General features: G+C 57.8%; 18 protein-coding genes, 5 tRNA genes and 1 pseudogene. 21 read left to right on the top strand and 3 right to left on the bottom strand.

Annotation, left to right across the window (positions count from 1 at the left end; all coding sequences use genetic code 11):
- The first annotated feature begins 71 nt into the window (after nucleotides 1-71).
- The 3 genes from AACW18_RS01905 (at nucleotide 72) to AACW18_RS01915 (ending at nucleotide 1,969) form a co-directional block, all read left to right on the top strand.
- Entirely contained in the window at nucleotides 72-512 is a 441-nt protein-coding gene (locus AACW18_RS01905) for a copper chaperone PCu(A)C (RefSeq protein WP_218390006.1), read from the top strand.
- Nucleotides 513-604: 92 nt separating this feature from the next.
- On the top strand, nucleotides 605-1,234 hold the full coding sequence (locus AACW18_RS01910) for a TIGR04219 family outer membrane beta-barrel protein (protein WP_042653378.1): 630 nt from the start codon (nucleotides 605-607) through the stop codon (nucleotides 1,232-1,234).
- A gap of 54 nt (nucleotides 1,235-1,288) precedes the next feature.
- A complete protein-coding gene (locus AACW18_RS01915; RefSeq protein WP_042653362.1) occupies nucleotides 1,289-1,969 on the top strand; it encodes an SDR family oxidoreductase in 681 nt (226 codons plus the stop codon).
- An 85-nt stretch (nucleotides 1,970-2,054) separates the two neighbouring features.
- On the opposite strand, the pseudogene AACW18_RS01920 reads toward AACW18_RS01915, so the two are convergent.
- The 3 genes and pseudogenes from AACW18_RS01920 to AACW18_RS01930 all read right to left on the bottom strand — a co-directional run.
- Nucleotides 2,055-2,207, bottom strand: a pseudogene (locus tag AACW18_RS01920) (His/Gly/Thr/Pro-type tRNA ligase C-terminal domain-containing protein); the annotation flags it as partial.
- Nucleotides 2,208-2,461: 254 nt separating this feature from the next.
- Nucleotides 2,462-3,091 carry a 3'-5' exonuclease gene (locus AACW18_RS01925; protein WP_218390007.1) on the bottom strand — a complete coding sequence of 210 codons (630 nt, stop codon included), beginning with the start codon at nucleotides 3,089-3,091 and terminating at the stop codon, nucleotides 2,462-2,464.
- Nucleotides 3,092-3,285: 194 nt separating this feature from the next.
- The gene (locus tag AACW18_RS01930) at nucleotides 3,286-5,010 is read right to left on the bottom strand and encodes a proline--tRNA ligase (RefSeq protein ID WP_218390008.1); all 1,725 of its coding nucleotides are present in this window, start codon (nucleotides 5,008-5,010) and stop codon (nucleotides 3,286-3,288) included.
- Nucleotides 5,011-5,260: 250 nt separating this feature from the next.
- Between AACW18_RS01930 and ruvA the strand changes: the two genes are divergently transcribed.
- The 18 genes from ruvA (at nucleotide 5,261) to AACW18_RS02020 (ending at nucleotide 17,566) form a co-directional block, all read left to right on the top strand.
- Complete coding sequence (ruvA, locus tag AACW18_RS01935; RefSeq protein ID WP_042653365.1) at nucleotides 5,261-5,875, top strand: Holliday junction branch migration protein RuvA; 615 nt, start codon at nucleotides 5,261-5,263, stop codon at nucleotides 5,873-5,875.
- Nucleotides 5,876-5,935: 60 nt separating this feature from the next.
- On the top strand, nucleotides 5,936-6,946 hold the full coding sequence (gene ruvB, locus AACW18_RS01940; RefSeq protein ID WP_042653366.1) for a Holliday junction branch migration DNA helicase RuvB: 1,011 nt from the start codon (nucleotides 5,936-5,938) through the stop codon (nucleotides 6,944-6,946).
- A 935-nt stretch (nucleotides 6,947-7,881) separates the two neighbouring features.
- Entirely contained in the window at nucleotides 7,882-9,438 is a 1,557-nt protein-coding gene (cydA, locus tag AACW18_RS01945; protein ID WP_042653367.1) for a cytochrome ubiquinol oxidase subunit I, read from the top strand.
- A 12-nt stretch (nucleotides 9,439-9,450) separates the two neighbouring features.
- Nucleotides 9,451-10,587 (top strand): cytochrome d ubiquinol oxidase subunit II, encoded by a 1,137-nt coding sequence (gene cydB, locus AACW18_RS01950; RefSeq protein ID WP_042653368.1) that lies wholly within the window; start codon nucleotides 9,451-9,453, stop codon nucleotides 10,585-10,587.
- A gap of 14 nt (nucleotides 10,588-10,601) precedes the next feature.
- A complete protein-coding gene (gene cydX / locus AACW18_RS01955; RefSeq protein WP_033130708.1) occupies nucleotides 10,602-10,718 on the top strand; it encodes a cytochrome bd-I oxidase subunit CydX in 117 nt (38 codons plus the stop codon).
- A complete protein-coding gene (locus AACW18_RS01960) occupies nucleotides 10,705-11,016 on the top strand; it encodes a cyd operon YbgE family protein (protein WP_256352008.1) in 312 nt (103 codons plus the stop codon). The genes cydX and AACW18_RS01960 overlap by 14 nt, the downstream gene beginning before the upstream one ends.
- Nucleotides 11,017-11,388: 372 nt before the next feature.
- Nucleotides 11,389-11,796: a tol-pal system-associated acyl-CoA thioesterase gene (ybgC, locus tag AACW18_RS01965; RefSeq protein ID WP_218330096.1), complete on the top strand. Its 408-nt coding sequence runs from the start codon at nucleotides 11,389-11,391 to the stop codon at nucleotides 11,794-11,796.
- On the top strand, nucleotides 11,786-12,475 hold the full coding sequence (gene tolQ, locus AACW18_RS01970) for a protein TolQ (RefSeq protein WP_042653371.1): 690 nt from the start codon (nucleotides 11,786-11,788) through the stop codon (nucleotides 12,473-12,475). Before ybgC ends, tolQ begins: the two co-directional genes overlap by 11 nt.
- Nucleotides 12,476-12,922 carry a protein TolR gene (gene tolR / locus AACW18_RS01975; RefSeq protein WP_218292420.1) on the top strand — a complete coding sequence of 149 codons (447 nt, stop codon included), beginning with the start codon at nucleotides 12,476-12,478 and terminating at the stop codon, nucleotides 12,920-12,922.
- Between the two features lie 5 nt (nucleotides 12,923-12,927).
- On the top strand, nucleotides 12,928-14,070 hold the full coding sequence (gene tolA / locus AACW18_RS01980) for a cell envelope integrity protein TolA (RefSeq protein WP_042653373.1): 1,143 nt from the start codon (nucleotides 12,928-12,930) through the stop codon (nucleotides 14,068-14,070).
- A gap of 93 nt (nucleotides 14,071-14,163) precedes the next feature.
- Nucleotides 14,164-15,489, top strand: a complete 1,326-nt coding sequence (gene tolB / locus AACW18_RS01985; protein ID WP_218292421.1) for a Tol-Pal system beta propeller repeat protein TolB — start codon at nucleotides 14,164-14,166, stop codon at nucleotides 15,487-15,489.
- Between the two features lie 51 nt (nucleotides 15,490-15,540).
- Nucleotides 15,541-16,065, top strand: a complete 525-nt coding sequence (gene pal / locus AACW18_RS01990) for a peptidoglycan-associated lipoprotein Pal (protein ID WP_042013644.1) — start codon at nucleotides 15,541-15,543, stop codon at nucleotides 16,063-16,065.
- A 12-nt stretch (nucleotides 16,066-16,077) separates the two neighbouring features.
- On the top strand, nucleotides 16,078-16,878 hold the full coding sequence (gene ybgF, locus AACW18_RS01995; protein ID WP_042653375.1) for a tol-pal system protein YbgF: 801 nt from the start codon (nucleotides 16,078-16,080) through the stop codon (nucleotides 16,876-16,878).
- A 174-nt stretch (nucleotides 16,879-17,052) separates the two neighbouring features.
- Nucleotides 17,053-17,128 (top strand) — tRNA-Lys (locus tag AACW18_RS02000).
- Between the two features lie 32 nt (nucleotides 17,129-17,160).
- A tRNA-Val gene (locus AACW18_RS02005) sits at nucleotides 17,161-17,236 on the top strand.
- A 60-nt stretch (nucleotides 17,237-17,296) separates the two neighbouring features.
- A tRNA-Lys gene (locus AACW18_RS02010) sits at nucleotides 17,297-17,372 on the top strand.
- A gap of 21 nt (nucleotides 17,373-17,393) precedes the next feature.
- Nucleotides 17,394-17,469, top strand: a tRNA-Val gene (locus tag AACW18_RS02015).
- 21 nt (nucleotides 17,470-17,490) lie between these two features.
- A tRNA-Lys gene (locus AACW18_RS02020) sits at nucleotides 17,491-17,566 on the top strand.
- Nucleotides 17,567-17,604: the final 38 nt, after the last annotated feature.

The following is a 17,604-nucleotide window of genomic DNA, read 5'->3' on the forward strand; positions in this document are numbered from 1 at the left end:
GGGGGCTGTCAAAGCCCTCTCTTGAGGGTAAGCTTCGCTTCGTTTGACAACATCATAAAAGGATTTCAACCATGTTTAAACGTGCGTTCTACACCATCCTGACCCTGTGTCTGGCGGCCCCCGCCCTGGCCAAGGTCGAGGCCGTCGATGGCTATGTGCGCCTGCTGCCCCCCGGCTCACCTAACACCGCCGCCTTCATGGTACTCAAGAATGATGGTGACCAGCCGGTGACCCTGACCGCCGTCTCCTCTCCCGAGGCCGCACGGGCCGAGCTGCACACCCATCTGCACGAAAACGGGGTGATGAAGATGCGCCAGGTCGATGGTATCCAGATCCCGGCCAAGGGCGAGGTTGCCCTCAAACCCGGCAGTTTCCACATCATGCTGTTCGAGGTGCACGACCTCTCGCAGGCCGTCCCTGTCCCCCTGACCCTGACGCTGGACGATGGCCAGAGCCTCACTCTGAGCCTGCCGGTGAAGCCGGTTGAGCCGACGAAAGGCATGCAGCACTGACATTAATGGACGCGTGTTCAGCTTTTTACTCTAGGTATTCCCGAAACACTGGGTAAAATGATGGCCTTTCCAGTCCATTAGGGAGCGATATGATGAAAAAGACTTTGATTGCCGGCAGCATGCTGGCCCTGTTCAGCCATGCAGCCATGGCCGCCGATGACTGGCGTTTTGCGGTTGGCGCCGACATGTGGAACTCCCAGGGGAGCGGCCAGGTCAGCGGTGTCGATGCCGATGGCAGCTATGACGACAACTACAACTGGAGCGGCTACCTGCAACTGGAGCACGGCATCATCTTGCTGCCCAATGCCAAGCTCGAGATGACCGATTTCAGCACCAGCGGCGGCGCATTCAACAACGATCTGCTGGCCTATGATCTGAGCCTCTACTACCGCCTGATGAACAACGACATGTTCCAGCTCGATCTGGGTCTGACCGGTCGTCGTTACGATGGTGACTTCAACACCCAGCACTACTCCTATGACAAAGACGTGCTGATGGCCTACACCGGTGGTGAAGTGCGCATCCCGGGGACCGGCTTTGCCGCCTTCGGCGATCTGCGCATGCAGGATGGCGACAACTACGACTACCGTCTGGGTGGTTCCTACAAGTTTACCTCCCTGCCGCTCAAGATCCGTGCGGGCTGGCGTGAAGCCGAGATGGACTTCGACAAGGTCGATCAGAACATCGACGGCTGGTTCATCGGTGGTGAATTCACCTTCTGATCGGACGGGACATGATGATGGACTCCATCATCGGCATGTGACGAGGACAATATAATGGGCCACATCATAGTGACTGGCGCAGGCTCCGGCCTCGGACGCGCGCTGACAATCGGACTGGTTGAGCGCGGTCATCGGGTCTCCATGATGGGGCGCCGTTATCAGAAGCTGCAGGAGCAGGAGCGGCTGCTTGGCCACGCCGTGGTCGGCATCGCCGCCGATCTGGCCCACCACGAAGAGGTGGAGATGGCGTTTTCCGCTGCTGTGGCCTGGGGTGGTTTGCCGGATCTGGTGATCCATTGTGCCGGCGTGGGCGAATTCGGCCCGGTCGGCGTCTACACCGCCGAGCAGGTGCGCCGGGTGGTGGAGAGCAATCTCATCTCCACCATACTGGTGGCCCAGCAGACGGTGCGCCTCATCGGCAGCAAGGGCGGCGTGCTCGCCAACGTGCTCTCCTCCGCGGCGCAGACCGGCAAGGCCAACGAGAGCCTCTATTGCGCCTCCAAATGGGGCATGCGAGGCTTCCTGGAGTCCTTGCGAGCCGAACTCAAGGGCTCGCCCCTGCGACTGGTGAACCTCTATCCGAGCGGGATCCGCAGCGAGTTCTGGGATGGATCCTCCCATGTGGATTCGAGCAACTTCATGACGCCGGAAGACGCCGCCGCCTATATGTTGGATGCGTTGGAAGCCAGAAGCAGCTGCCATGTGACCGATCTCTTCATCGGTCGCAACGAGTAAGCCCCGCCTCGCCACGCCTTCCCGGCAGGCAGACAACAAAAAGCGCGCCATTGGCGCGCTTTTTTATTGCCGCATGGCGGCGGTATTAACGACCCGGCTTGCCCTTGAGCAGGGCGACGATGTCGTCGACCGCCACTTCCTGCTTCTCGCCGGAGCGGCGGCATTTGTACTCCACCACGCCGTTGTCCAGGCCGCGATCGCCGATGATCTGGGGCATCGCCAGCGGGGCGTGGGGAATATGTTGTGCAATTGGATGTGGTAATGAGGGATATATTTTAAGGCCGACAATCCAATGTGTTAATTAAGGTGGGCATTATCAACATGTAAAAATAAATGTTTAGAGTGAAATAACAAAATCACCGATTTTTATAATTCATTATCGCAACTTACTACTCCAGCATTTAATGTTTCGAATATAACGAATGTATATCCAGCCCCATGCAGAATCATATTTAACTTCTGGTGGAGATTAGCTAATCGTACCTGAAATTATCATTTTTTAGCCGCATATCCCTGCAGGAAGGACTGAACTGCATGCTTTGATTTTTTGCCAAGGGTTAGCAGCAATTCAAAATCAGGGTTGATAATGCCATGCCGGCACTCTAATTCCTTTAACAGGGCGAGCCACAGATACGCCGTCACTTCGGCATCGGCCAAGGCGCGGTGAAATACCCCGTCATTGGGTAAGCTCTGGTATTGCACCAGGGTAGCCAACTTATGGTTCGGCGCTTCGGGGAATAACCGTCTCGACAGCAGCAAGGAGCAGGCGAACTGCCCAGGATAGTGCGCCGAAAGTCGCTCTATTTCAGCATCCAGAAAGCGCTTATCGAAGGAGGCATTATGGGCGACCAGGTTATCATCACCGATAAACTCGACGAAGTCCGCCATCACCTCGCCGCAAGGTGGCGCCTGTTTCAGCATGGTATTGCTGATCCCGGTATATTGCTCAATAAAGCTGCTGACGTTAAAGCCGGGATTCATCAACGCCGAAAAACGTTCACTGATATGGCCGTTTTCAATCCGGACGGCGCCAATTTCGATCGCTCTATCACCTTGTCCTGGTGAGAGCCCGGTAGTCTCGAAATCGAGCACGACAACGGTATTGGCTAAGGCGGTGGGCATAATCTCTCTGGCAGTCTGGATAAAGAACTCAGTCTAGGAAATCTGCTACTTCATGTACAGCGCAATATCGCGATACAACTGGAGCCTTGTGTTTGTGATGAGCAGCAGAGACGGACAACATATAAAAAGCCCCGAGTGCAATTCACACCCGGGGCCTTTTTATCGAAAACGAAAAGCAGAGTTAGCAGGCGCTATTAGCGACCCAGCTTGCCCTTGAGCAGGGCGACGATGTCGTTGATCGCCACTTCCTGCTTCTCGCCGGAGCGGCGGCACTTGTACTCCACCACACCGTTGTCCAGGCCGCGATCGCCGATGACGATGGCGTGCGGGATACCGATCAGCTCCATGTCGGCGAACATCACGCCCGGACGCTCCTTGCGGTCATCGAACAGCACGTCCACACCGGCGGCCTTCAGCTCGGCGTAGAACTGCTGCGCCTGCTCGGCGACGCGCTCGGACTTGTGCATGTTCATCGGCACTATGGCCACTTCGAACGGGGCTATGGCCTCCGGCCAGATGATGCCGTACTGATCGTTGTTCTGCTCGATGGCGGCTGCCACCAGGCGGGAGACCCCGATGCCGTAGCAACCCATCTCCATGGTGACGGACTTGCCGCCCTCGTTCAGCACGCTGGCCTTCATGGCCTCGGAGTACTTGGTACCCAGCTGGAAGATGTGGCCCACTTCGATGCCGCGCTTGAGCAGCAGCTTGCCCTGGCCGCAGGGGCTGGGGTCGCCTTCCACCACGTTGCGCAGATCGGCCACTTCATAAGTGGCGATGTCGCGATCCCAGTTGGCACCGGTCAGGTGGAAGCCGGTCTCGTTGGCGCCGCAGACAAAGTCGGCGAGATGGGCGGCGCTGCGATCGGCGATGATGCGACCATTGAAGCCGACCGGGCCGATGGAGCCTGCATCACAGCCGGCGGCGGCCTTGATCTGCTCGTCGCTCGCGAAGGTCAGCGGGTTGGCGACACCCGGCAGCTTCTCGGCCTTGATCTCGTTCAGCTCGTGGTCGCCACGCAGCACCAGCGCGATAACCGCCTGCTGGCCGTGCTCGTCCGCCTCGGCCAGCACCAGCAGGGTCTTGGCGATGACAGCCGGCGCGACACTCAGGAAGGAGGCCACTTCATCTATGGTGTGGACGGCCGGAGTCGCCACCTTGGTCAGGGCGGCAGTGGCTGCGGCGCGCACGCCGGCCGGTGCCAGCGCCTCGGCCATCTCGATGTTGGCGGCGTAATCGGAGCTGTCGGAGAAGGCGATCAGATCTTCACCGCTCTCGGCCAGCACCTGGAATTCGTGGGAGCCGGTACCGCCGATGGAGCCGGTATCGGCCTGCACCGGACGGAAATTCAGCCCCATGCGGGTGAAGGCGGTGCAGTAGGCCGCGTGCATCCGCTCGTAGGTCTCGATCAGCGAGGCCTTGTCGATATGGAAGGAGTAGGCGTCCTTCATCAGGAACTCGCGTCCACGCATCACGCCGAAACGGGGACGCACCTCATCGCGGAACTTGGTCTGGATCTGGTAGAGGTTGAGCGGCAGCTGCTTGTAGCTGTTCACTTCGTAACGGACCAGCGAGGTGATCACCTCTTCGTGGGTCGGGCCCAGCACGAAGGGACGGTTGTGGCGGTCGGTCAGACGGCACAGCTCGGGGCCGTAGTCGTCCCAGCGGCCGGACTCCTGCCACAGCTCGGCCGGTTGCACCACCGGCATGGAGACTTCGATGGCACCAGCATTGTTCATTTCTTCGCGAACAATGTTCTCGATCTTCTTCAGTACCCGCAGGCCGGACGGCAGCCAGGCATACATGCCGGAGGCCAGTTTGCGGATCATGCCGGCGCGCAGCATCAGCTGATGGCTGACGACTTCCGCATCGGAGGGGGTTTCCTTGAGAGTGGAAAGCAGATATTGGCTGGTACGCATCGCGGTAGACCTTAGCTAGTTCGGGCGCTGGACCCTGGAAAATTTCAAGGGCCGGATTTTAACATGGGTCCATATCCTAACGCGATTTTCTATCTTCAATAAGTGACTAAATGCGGCCGGGTCGTCGTCATCCTGGCCTTATATGGCGGCCAGAGGCAGACACTGTCATCAGTATGCTGGATACTTATCCAGTAATTATTTAAGCTAAGCGCTACTTTATGGCTGGCTGTGTTGGTTGAGGAGAGATGTCGTGATTGGTCGCGTGAGAGGCATTGTGATTGAGAAGAATCCCCCCGAGGTGTTGCTCGAGGTGGGTGGCGTGGGCTATGAGGTGCAGATGCCCATGAGCTGCTTCTATGATCTGCCCGAGCTCGGGAAGGAAGCGACCATTCACACTCATTTCGTGGTGCGTGAAGATGCCCAGCTGCTCTATGGCTTCAACCACAAGCAGGAGCGGGCGCTGTTTCGCGAGCTGATCAAGACCAACGGGGTCGGCCCCAAGCTGGCGCTGGCGATCCTGTCCGGCATGACCGCCACCCAGTTCGTGCTGAGCGTCGAGCGCGAGGAGATAAGCTCCCTGGTGAAGCTGCCCGGCGTGGGCAAGAAGACCGCCGAGCGGCTGGTGGTGGAGATGAAGGACCGCCTCAAGGGCTGGGTCAGCCACGATCTGTTCTCGCCTGCCACCATCAGTCTGCCCGCCCAGGAGAGCCAGCTGCGCGCCCCCGATGCGAGCGAAGAGGCCGCCAGCGCCCTGGTGGCACTCGGCTACAAGCCGCAGCAGGCGAGCCAGATTGTCAGCAAGGTGGCCAAGGAGGGGATGTCGGTTGAGTCGATCATCCGTGAATCCCTGCGTAGCCTGGTGTGAGGATGAACATGAATCAAGCGGCTCGCCCTGTCTCGATCTTCGGTGTGCGTGGGGTAATGCATGATTGAAGCGGATCGTCTTATCTCGGCCGGTGCCGCCCGCGAGGAGGAGGTCATCGATCGGGCCATCCGGCCCAAGAAGCTGGCCGATTACACCGGTCAGGATCCCGTCTGCGCCCAGATGGAGATCTTCATCGAGGCGGCGCGCCAGCGCGGGGAGGCGCTCGATCATTTGCTGATCTTCGGCCCGCCCGGCCTTGGCAAGACCACGCTCGCCAATATCGTGGCCAACGAGATGGGGGTCAACATCAAGACCACCTCGGGTCCGGTGCTGGAGAAGGCAGGGGATCTGGCGGCGCTACTCACCAACCTCGAGCCGAACGACGTGCTGTTCATCGACGAGATCCACCGTCTCAGCCCTGTGGTGGAGGAGGTGCTCTATCCGGCCATGGAGGATTACCAGCTCGACATCATGATAGGGGAAGGGCCTGCCGCTCGCTCCATCAAGCTGGATCTGCCCCCCTTCACCCTGATCGGCGCCACCACCCGGGCCGGCTCGCTGACCAGCCCGCTGCGGGACAGATTCGGTATCGTCCAGCGGCTGGAGTTCTACAACGTCAAGGATCTCACCGACATAGTCGCGCGCAGCGCCCGTTGCCTCGGGCTCGAGATGTCGGGGGATGGGGCGTTGGAAGTGGCGCGCCGCTCCCGGGGTACGCCGCGGATTGCTAACCGTTTGTTGCGGCGGGTACGGGATTTCGCCCAGGTGAAATCCGATGGCCGGATTGATGGACCCATAGCGGCCCGTGCCATGGACATGCTGGACGTGGATAATCAGGGCTTCGACTTCATGGACCGCAAGTTATTGTTGGCTGTCATCGACAAGTTTATGGGGGGCCCGGTCGGCCTCGATAACCTGGCGGCCGCGATCGGCGAAGAGAAAGACACCATAGAAGATGTGCTTGAGCCTTATCTCATCCAGCAGGGCTACCTGCAGCGCACGCCCAGAGGGCGGCTGGCGACCCCGAGAGCCTATGCTCACTTCGGCCTGCAACGGCCCGATGAGGGATAAAAACAGCTGATTGAACAAAAAACCGCCTTCAGGGGCGGTTTTTTACTATTCTGACAAAAAAAAGCCCACCGCTGAGCAGGGTGGGCAAAGACAATTCAGGATGGATGTTCACAGACAGTGAGAGTGTCCAGAGACAGACCGGAAAAACACAAAGGAGCCGTCGCGAGGCTTCAGAGTCGGTTCATTTGATAGAGCTGAACGAACGAAAGCTTGTAGTAACGAATGGTCTTGGCAACAAACTTTTTCATCTTAAATTCCAACAAACAGGTTCGAGATGTTCATCGAATACATACCGGGAACCCAGAATGACCGGCCTGTACTCAGGGGCGTACCCTCACTGCGAGGCGCATTGTAGGAGCTCTTTCCGGGCCGGACAAACAAGAAAATTTACCTGTTTCGGATTAGATAAAGTAATTAATGTGGTAGCCGGTCCAATAAGCATAAACATGTGTTTTTGTTGGTTTTAAATTGGAATTGCCGCGGGTGGTTCAGATTGGGAAATACAGAATGAAATCGCCCCGCCACACTATTCTTTTAACAGAATTGAAACTAATATCGATTTATCTAAAGTTGATTTAAATCAAACATTTATAGATAAGTGTTTTTTGTGAACAAGCTCTCAAAATTAACCTGCACCCGTTGGTAAGTTGCCTTGAAAAGGCATGTATTGATGATGGTTTTACATTGATTTCAATCAAATAAAGGTGATATAAAACGGCGGTCATTATAGGCGGGAATGGAATTACAGTTCTTGTTTATTAAATGTTAAACATTAGCTTTTTTTGTTCCTGTATATTGCCTTGTTGTTAATGTGGTGGCAGTCGAATCCGGTCACCGGTGTCAACCGGGATGTGACCGACCATTCGGGGACTTCCAATGGAAGCTTTGTCCTTAAAACTTAAAATAGCCGTGCCAATAATCGGTGAGGAAACATCATGATTGCTGAGCATGTGGTAGACCTATCGCGGTTCCAATTTGCCGCGACGGCCCTTTATCACTTCCTGTTTGTACCCCTGACGCTGGGAATGGCCTTCATTCTGGCGATCATGGAGTCTGTCTATGTGATGACCAACAACTCTGTTTACCGGGACATGACCAAGTTCTGGGGCAAGTTGTTCGGGATCAACTTCGCCCTCGGGGTCACCACTGGGCTTACCATGGAGTTTCAGTTCGGTACCAACTGGGCTTACTACTCCCACTATGTCGGCGACATCTTCGGGGCCCCGCTGGCCATCGAAGGGCTGATGGCCTTCTTCCTGGAGTCCACCTTCGTCGGTATGTTCTTCTTCGGTTGGGATCGCCTCACCAAGCGCCAGCATCTGGCGGCCACCTGGTTGATGGCGCTGGGGACCAACCTCTCCGCCCTCTGGATCCTGGTCGCCAACGGCTGGATGCAGAACCCGGTCGGTGCCGAGTTCAACTTCGAGTCCATGCGGATGGAGATGGTGAGCTTCGCCGATCTGGTGTTCAACCCGGTTGCGCAGGTTAAGTTCGTCCACACTGTGGCGGCTGGCTACACCACGGGTGCCATGTTCGTGCTGGGTATCTCCTCCTATTACCTGCTGAAGAGTCGTGATGTGGCCTTCGCCCGTCGCTCCTTCGCCATCGCGGCCGCGTTCGGCATGGCCTCTATCCTGTCCGTGCTGATCCTGGGTGACGAGTCCGGTTACGAGACGGGTGAAGTGCAGAAGGTGAAACTGGCCGCCATCGAGGCGGAGTGGAACACCGAGCCGGCACCGGCTTCCTTTACCCTGTTCGGCATCCCGAATCAGGAAGAGATGCGCACCGATTACGCCATCAAGATCCCCTATGCCCTCGGCATCATCGCGACCCGTTCCCTGGACGGCCAGGTGACCGGTCTGAAGGATCTGAAGAGTGAGCATGAACTGCGCGTGCGCAACGGCATGGTGGCCTATGACCTGCTGACCAAGCTGCAATCCGGTGACAAGTCCGACGATACCCGCGCCCGTTTCGACGAGGTGAAGCAGGATCTGGGCTACGGTCTGCTGCTCAAGCGTTACACCAGCAACGTGACCGACGCGACCGACGAGCAGATCAAGTCCGCCGTGGATGACTCCATCCCGCAGGTGGCCCCGCTGTTCTTCGCCTTCCGCATCATGGTGGCGTGCGGCATGTTGATGCTGCTGCTGATCGGCCTGGCCTTCTATGACAGCACCCGCCACAAGATCGGTGAGCGCAAGTGGCTGCTCAAGGCGCTGCTGTGGGGTATTCCGCTGCCCTGGATCGCCATCGAGTGTGGCTGGTTCGTGGCGGAATATGGCCGTCAGCCCTGGACCATAGCCGAAGTGCTGCCGACCTCGGTCTCCGCATCCAACATTCCTGCGTCCGAGATCTGGTTCTCCCTGATCGGGATCTGCCTGTTCTACACGGTGCTGCTCATCATCGAGATGTACCTGATGTTCAAGTATGCGCGTCTGGGCCCCAGCAGTCTGAAAACGGGCAAGTACCACTTCGAACAGAGCAAGGCATAAGGAGAGGATCTCATGTTTGATTACGAATTATTGCGCTTGATCTGGTGGGTGCTGGTCGGTGTCCTGCTGATCGGGTTCGCCGTCACCGACGGTTTTGACATGGGGGTGGGCGCTCTGCTCCCCTTCGTCGGCAAGAAGGATGTTGAGCGTCGGGTGATGCTCAACACCATGGGCCCGCACTGGGAAGGTAACCAGGTCTGGCTGGTCACGGCGGGTGGGGCACTGTTCGCCGCCTGGCCCATGGTCTATGCGGCGGCCTTCTCAGGCTTCTACATCGCCATGATCCTGACCCTGATGGCGCTGTTCTTCCGTCCGGTCGGCTTCAAGTACCGCTCCCTGCAGGAAGGCGCCAAGTGGCGCAACAACTGGGACTGGGCACTGTTCATCGGTAGCGCCGTGCCGCCGATCATCTTCGGGGTCGCCTTCGGCAACCTGCTGCAGGGTGTGCCGTTCAGCTTCAACCAGTTCCTGATGCTGACCTACCACGGCAACTTCTTCGGTCTGCTCAACCCGTTCGGTCTGCTGACCGGCCTGGTCAGCCTGTTCATGATCGTGACCCAGGGCGCCGCCTGGCTGATGATGAAGACCGAGGGTGAAGTGCTGGCCCGTTCCCGCACCGCCGCCACTGTGTTCTCGCTGTTGACCCTGGTCACCTTCGCGCTGGCCGGTGTCTGGGTCAGTGGCATGGATGGCTATGTGGTGGTCAGCAACATGGCGACCGATGCCGTCACCAACCCCCTGCACAAGGAAGTGGTGGTGCAGGCCGGTGCCTGGATGCAGAACTACAACCTCTACCCCTGGATGATTGCCGCTCCCGTGCTGGGCCTGGTGATGAGCCTGCTGACCGCGCTTGCGGCCAAGCTGGGCAAGGGCTGGATGGCGTTCCTGTTCTCCTCCCTGGCCATCGCGGGCATCATCTTGACGGCGGGCTTCTCCATGTTCCCGTTCATCATGCCTTCCAGCCTGGAGCCATCCCAGAGCCTGACCATGTGGGATGCCACCGCCTCCTTCAACACCCTCAAGGTGATGACGGTCGTCGCGGCCATCTTTGTCCCGACCGTGCTGGCCTATACCATCTGGACCTACATCAAGATGTTTGGCCGGGTGAGTAACAAGCACATCGAAGACAACCAACAATCGCTCTACTAAGAAGGTGCCCTGATATGTGGTATTTCACCTGGATACTGGGTCTGTTGCTGGCTTGCGCGTTTGGGATCATCAATGCGCTCTGGCTGGAACACACCGAGAACCTGGATCGTCAGATCGATGAAAACAAGTGATCGCCTAGCCCGGTTGGCCGCTCCGCTGGAGCGCCAACCCTGGCAAGGAGCGATGCTGGTGGCGGCGACCCTGCTGGCCGTCGCCATCTTGCAGGCCCCCAACCTGATCGCCGCCAACACCAGCGAGCACGGCCTCTGGCTCGCGCCCTGGCTGATGTGGGCGGTCTGTTGCGGGGTGATGCACGGGCTGGGGTTCCACCCCCGCAGCTTGGTCGGTCGTCTGTTGTTTTGCCCCTGGCTCGCCCTGCCCAGCCTGTTGTTCGGACTCTGGTTGACCAGCGGTTATTTCCTGCCATAACAAACGGGGGGAGGCGAGAATTGCTCTGTCTCCCTCTGTCTCCCTCTGTCTCCCTCTGTCTCCCTCTGTCTCCCTCTGTCTCCCTCTGTCTCCCTCTGTCTCCCTCTGTCTCCCTCTGTCTCCCTCTGTTTCCCTCTGTCTCCCTCTGTCTCCCTCTGTCTCCCCCTGCTTACCGACGTCATCGGTTGGCTGCTGTTTTGCTCCCTGGTTTGCCCTGCCAGCCCGTTGCGTGGGCTCCGGTTGACCATGAGCTATTCCCTGCCATAAAAAACGGGAGGAGGTGGGATTTCCCTGTCTCCCCCTGCTTCTTTCCTATTCAGCCCTGCGCTATGATAGCCCCCCATCTGACTGTCGAATGGATCACAGATTTTTATGGGGGAAGTCTCTGAGTTTCCGGTACGTGTCTACTACGAAGACACCGACGCCGGAGGCATCGTCTACAACGCCAACTATCTCAAGTTTATGGAACGGGCTCGTACCGAGTTCCTGCGCGCCGGCGGCATCGAACAGGATGTCCTGCTGCAAGAGGGGCTTGCCTTCGTGGTGAGTCGCACCGAGATCGATTTCCGCTCTGCGGCCCGCTTCAATGAACTACTGACCGTATTGACGCAAGTGACTGAAGTGAAACGCGCCTCCATGCGCTTTTCACAACGGATCCTGGCGGCTGATGGACGACTGATCACCCAGGCCATGGTACAGATAGCCTGTGTCAGTCATCCGCATATGAAACCTGTTGCAATACCTGAAAATGTGAAGGGAGTGCTGTTAAGTGCACGCTGAAATTTCGTTTATTGGCCTGTTTTGGCAAGCCAGCCTGTTGGTAAAACTGGTCATGATGACCCTGATGGGTATGTCGGTCGTCTCCTGGGCGCTGATCTTCCAACGCTCCAAGGTCATCAAGGCGGCCAATCTCGCATCGGAGCAGTTTGAGGACAGATTCTGGTCCGGGGTCGACCTCAACCGGCTCTACCAGGAGTCCTCTTCCCGCCGTGATGACATCGAAGGCATGGAAGACATCTTCTACTCCGGCTTCAAGGAGTATGCCCGCCTGCTCAAGGCCGGTGCCCGTGGCCAGGATGCGGTGATGGACGGTACCTATCGTGCCATGCGGGTCTCTCTTTCCCGTGCGGTGGACGAGCTGGAATCCAACCTGCCGGTGCTGGCGACCGTCGGCTCCATCAGCCCTTACATAGGTCTGTTTGGTACCGTATGGGGCATCATGAACGCCTTTATCGCCCTGGGTCAGGTGCAGCAAGCCACCCTGCAGATGGTGGCTCCGGGTATCGCGGAGGCGCTGATCGCCACCGCCATGGGTCTGTTCGCTGCCATTCCCGCGGTTATTTTCTATAACAGGTTTACCAACAAGGTAGAGAAGCTGGAGAACGCTTACGCCAACTTCATGGACGAGTTCACTACCATTTTGAACCGCCAGATTGCTCAACAGCAGGGTGAGAAGTAAATGCAAACCTATCAGCGGATCCGGCGCAAGAAGGTGTGCGAGATCAACGTGGTGCCCTATATCGACGTCATGCTGGTGCTGCTCATCATCTTCATGGCGGTGACACCGGTGATCACCCAGGGGGTCAAGGTTGACCTGCCCCAGGCGGAATCCGAGCAATTGCCGGAAGATGCCAAGCCTCCCTTCATCGTCAGCGTGAACACCGAGGGGGAGTACGTCATCAAGGCCGGCGAGGCGGATGACGAGCCGGTACCGAGCGGCACCCCGGAGGCGATGCAGCAATACATCACCGAGAAGGCCATGGGCTATCTGGCCATCAACCAGAATGCCCCCGTGGTGGTGGCGGGTGACAAGTCCGTACGCTACGAAGAGGTGATCCTGTTGATGGTCGCGCTCAAGAAAGCCGGTGTGCCTCAGGTTGGCCTGATGACGGATCCGGTGAACTGACGGAGATGGATGTGAAGCGTGGTATTTCCGGTTATCTCATCGCGTCGGTGCTGCTGCATCTGATCATCGGCATCATCCTGTTGGTTGGTGTCGACTTCAGCAAGCCGAAGCGACCCGAGTCGAAGGGCCAGATCGTCAATGCGGTGATGCTGGACAGCGAGTTCCTGGAGCAACAGGCGCAGCAGATCCAGCAGCAGAAGAAGGCGCAACCCAAGGCTGCGCAGCAGCAGAAAGAGAAGGATAAGGAAGACGCCGAACAGGTCAAGCGTGAGCTGGCGCAAGAGCAGGAGCGACTGCGCATCGCCGAGACCAAGCGTAAGGAAGCCGAGGAGGCGACCCGCAAGGCGGAGACCGAGAAGCAGAAGAAGGTAGCCGAGCAGAAGCAGGCGGAGGAGCAGGCACAGAAAGCCGAGGAAACCCGCAAGCTGGACGCCCAGAAGACCAAGCAGGCCGAGGCCAAGCGCGAGCAAGAGGAATTGGCCAAGGCACTGGCGCTGAAGAAAAAGAAAGAAGAGCTGGAGAAGCAGCAGGCCGACGAGAAGGTGAAGGAAAAAGCCAAGGCGGATGCGGCCAAGAAGGCGGAGGCTGACAAGAAAGCCAAGGCCGAGGCGGAGAAGAAAACCAAGGCGGAAGCCGAGAAAAAGGCCAAGGCCGAGGCCGATAAAAAGGCTGCGGACGAAGCCGCCAAGAAGGCAAAAGCTGACGCAGAGAAGAAGGCGAAGGCGGAGGCCGACAAGAAGGCCAAGGTAGAGGCGGAGCGCAAGCGCAAGGCCGCCGAAGAGGCCAAGCTGCAGAAAGAGATGGAAGCCATGATGCAGCAGCAGCTGGAGGCTGAGGCCAATTCCCGCAGTCAGGCCGCCTCGGCGGCAGCCAAGGGTGAGGTCGACAAGTATGCCGCTCTCATCAAGGCCACGGTCGAGCGCTACATGATTTTGGATCCCACCATGCGGGGCAAAACCTGTACTATCGGTGTCAAATTGGCCAGCAGCGGCTTCGTCATTTCGGTGGATAGCGGCCAGGGTGACCCGGCGGTCTGTCGCTCCGGCAAGGCGGCGGTGTTGAAAGCCAATCAGCTACCGGTGCCGAAGGATCCGGCGGCATTCGAGATGTTGAAGGAGTTTAACCTCAAGCTGGAGCCGAGCATCTAAGCGGACTAGCGCGGGGGCATTGAACGTGGTTGGCAGCATCTTGCTGATAAAGGAACTTACCTCTCATTTTTATTGGAATAGAGTACTAAAGCCATGATAAGAAAAGTATTTTTTGCTTTGGTTGGCTGCCTTCTGCTGGGCCAGAGCGCTCAGGCGGCCTTGGACATCGTCATCACCGGCGGGATTGACAGCGCACGCCCCATCGCGATTGCGCCCTTCAAATGGGAAGGCAATGGCCAGCTGCCGCAGGACATCGCCGAGGTGGTCTCCAACGATCTGATGCGCAGTGGCAAGTTCAAGCCGCTGGCCCGTGGTCAGATGCCGCAGACCCCGAGCAGTAGTGGCGAGATCAACTTCGCCCCCTGGGCCTCCCAGGGTGTCGAGGCCGTGGTGGTCGGTACCGTCTCGGCCGTGGGCGATGGCACCTACAAGATCAACTTCGAGCTGGTTGACGTGCTGAAGGGCCAGCTGGCCAAGACCCAGGGCGGGGAAGCCAACGGCTACATCCTCGATAGCCGCATGGCGACTATCCCGGGTGCCCAGATGCGCCAGTTTGCCCACCGTATCTCCGACATCGTCTATGAGCGTCTGACCGGCGAGCGTGGTGCCTTCCTGACGCGTCTGGCCTATGTCTCCGTCCAGCAGGGGACCCAGTTCCCGTATCAGCTGCGGATCTCCGACTACGACGGCTACAACGAGAAGACCCTGCTGCGCTCCCGCGAGCCGCTGATGTCGCCGGCCTGGTCGCCGGATGGCAGCAAGCTGGCCTATGTCAGCTTCGAGAACCAGAAATCCGAGATCTACGTGCAGGACATCTATACCCAGCAGCGCAGCCTGATCAGCAGCTTCCGCGGTATCAATGGCGCGCCGGAATGGTCACCAGATGGTCGTCGATTGGCTATTGTTTTGTCCAAAGATGGGCAGCCTGATCTCTATGTCATTGATGTGGCAAGCAAGCAACTCACTCGAGTCACAAATAACCGCACCATAGATACCGAACCCTCCTGGTTGCCGGATGGCCAAACTTTGATGTTCACCTCTGAACGTGGTGGCAAACCCCAGATTTATAGCGTAAATTTGGCGACTGGCGTCACTCGCCGGATGACCTGGGAAGGGGATTCCAACCAGGGGGCATCCATCACGCCGGACGGCAAGTCCATGGTGATGGTGACCCGGGTTCAGGGACAATATCGCATCGCTCGTCAAGATATGGAAAGCGGAGCCATGTTGGTACTGACTCAGAGTGCTCTGGATGAGTCGCCAAGTGTGGCTCCCAATGGCAGCATGATTATCTATGCCACCATCTATCAGGGTCGCAAGAGCCTGGCTTTGGTATCGACCGACGGTCGTTTCAAGGCAGTGCTCCCGACCAGTAGCGGTGAAATTCGTGCACCAGCTTGGTCGCCCTTCTTGAATTGATAAAAAAAATCGATTGTTTTTTGTTTTGTTATAAAGGTTTAAGGAAATAGCATGCAACTCAATAAACTGCTCAAGGGTCTGGCCATCGCACTGCCACTGTTCACCCTGGCTGCCTGTAGTTCTTCTTCCGACTCCGACGCCGCTGGCGCCGAGTCTGGCATGACCGACGGCATGGGCGGTGTACAAACCGGTGGCGCCAACGGCATGTTGTCCCCGGAAGAGCAGATGCGTCAGAAGTTCGAAGCTCTGCAGCGCGACAACGTGATCTACTTCCCGTACGATGGTTACGACATTCAAGGTCAGTACGCCGACCTGCTGGATGCCCACGCCAGCTACCTGCGTGAGCGTCCGTCCGTCAAGGTGTTGATCGAAGGCCACGCCGATGAGCGTGGTACTCCGGAATACAACATCGCTCTGGGCGAGCGTCGTGCCAAGGCCGTTGCCAAGTATCTGCAAACCCTGGGTGTGCAGGCTGAGCAGCTCTCCATCGTCAGCTATGGCGAAGAGAAGCCGCTGGACATGTCTCATACCGAGGATGCCTTTGCCAAAAACCGCCGTGCGGTTCTGGTTTACTAAGGTTTGATCCGAATGAAATTCGTGTTTAAGCAAGCGGCCATTTCGATGGCCGTTTTATTTGCACTGAACGCTCAGGCGGCCGCGCCGGTGAGCGACCTCAGTGGCGATAGCGGCGGTGTGGTCCTCAGCGGCAACAACGGCGCCATAGTGCCCACGGGCAGCCTGGAAGACCGAGTTGCCTTGCTGGAGCGCACCCTCAATGCCCGTCTGCGTCTGCAGGCCGAGCTGCAACAGCAGGTCGACTCGCTGCAAGGGGAAGTCTCCGAACTGCGTGGTCAGCTGGAGCAGCAAACCTATCAGATGGAGCAGTCGCAAGAGCGTCAGCGCCAGCTGTATCAGGAGCTCGACAAGGTGGCCAACAGCCAGCCTGCCGCTGCGTCTGCCGCCTCCGCTGCGGCCGCCCCCGCTCCCGCAGCTGCGGCCAACTACTCGACCAATCAGGACGAGAACCAGGCCTACGATGCTGCCGTGAACATGGTGCTCAAGGAGAAGAACTACGACAAGGCCATTCCCGCCTTCGAAGGGTTCATCAAGCAGTACCCGAGCTCCAGCTACGTGCCCAATGCCCATTACTGGCTCGGCCAGCTGATGTTCAACAAGGGTGACAGGAGTGGCGCCGCGGCCCAGTTCTCCACGGTGGCGAACAAGTACAGCAAGTCGCCAAAGCGGGCCGATGCTCTGCTGAAACTCGGCATGCTGGCACAGCTCGACGGCAAGAAAGCGGAAGCCAAGACCTTCTATGAACAGGTGATCAAGGGTTACCCCAACACCTCGCCGGCCCAGCTGGCCAAGCAGAGCCTGAGCAAGTTGTAGTATTGCTGTAGGTCACTGTTTTCGTAACAGTCTTGTAAATACGACGCCGCTTTGTATGCGCAGTGAACAAACAGATTTAATTTAAGAATTTTCTATTGCGCCAGGATGATAAATCCGTAATATAGGCCGCCGTCAGAGCCGGTGCAGTAATGCAGTCGGACCTGGTCGTGGTGAGGGTCGTTAGCTCAGTCGGTAGAGCAGTTGACTTTTAATCAATTGGTCGCTGGTTCGAATCCAGCACGACCCACCATTTCTTCACTCAGGGTGAAGACAGAATTCCCAGGTCGTTTAGCTCAGCTGGGAGAGCACCTCCCTTACAAGGAGGGGGTCACTGGTTCGAGCCCAGTAACGACCACCAGTTTTGTAAGTAAAGCGTTAGAGCTGTTTGCCGAAGGTGAGCAGTGTCAGGTGAAGGTGGGGGTCGTTAGCTCAGTTGGTAGAGCAGTTGACTCTTAATCAATTGGTCGCTGGTTCGAACCCAGCACGACCCACCAATCTGGCAACATGGAATCCCAGGTCGTTTAGCTCAGCTGGGAGAGCACCTCCCTTACAAGGAGGGGGTCACTGGTTCGAGCCCAGTAACGACCACCAGTTTGTAGAAATGATTTAGATGGGTCGTTAGCTCAGTCGGTAGAGCAGTTGACTTTTAATCAATTGGTCGCTGGTTCGAATCCAGCACGACCCACCATCATTTAGCCTTATCCCAGGTCGTTTAGCTCAGCTGGG

Origin of the sequence: Aeromonas sp. sia0103, from assembly GCF_963895295.1 — a bacterium.
GTDB lineage: Bacteria > Pseudomonadota > Gammaproteobacteria > Enterobacterales > Aeromonadaceae > Aeromonas > Aeromonas encheleia.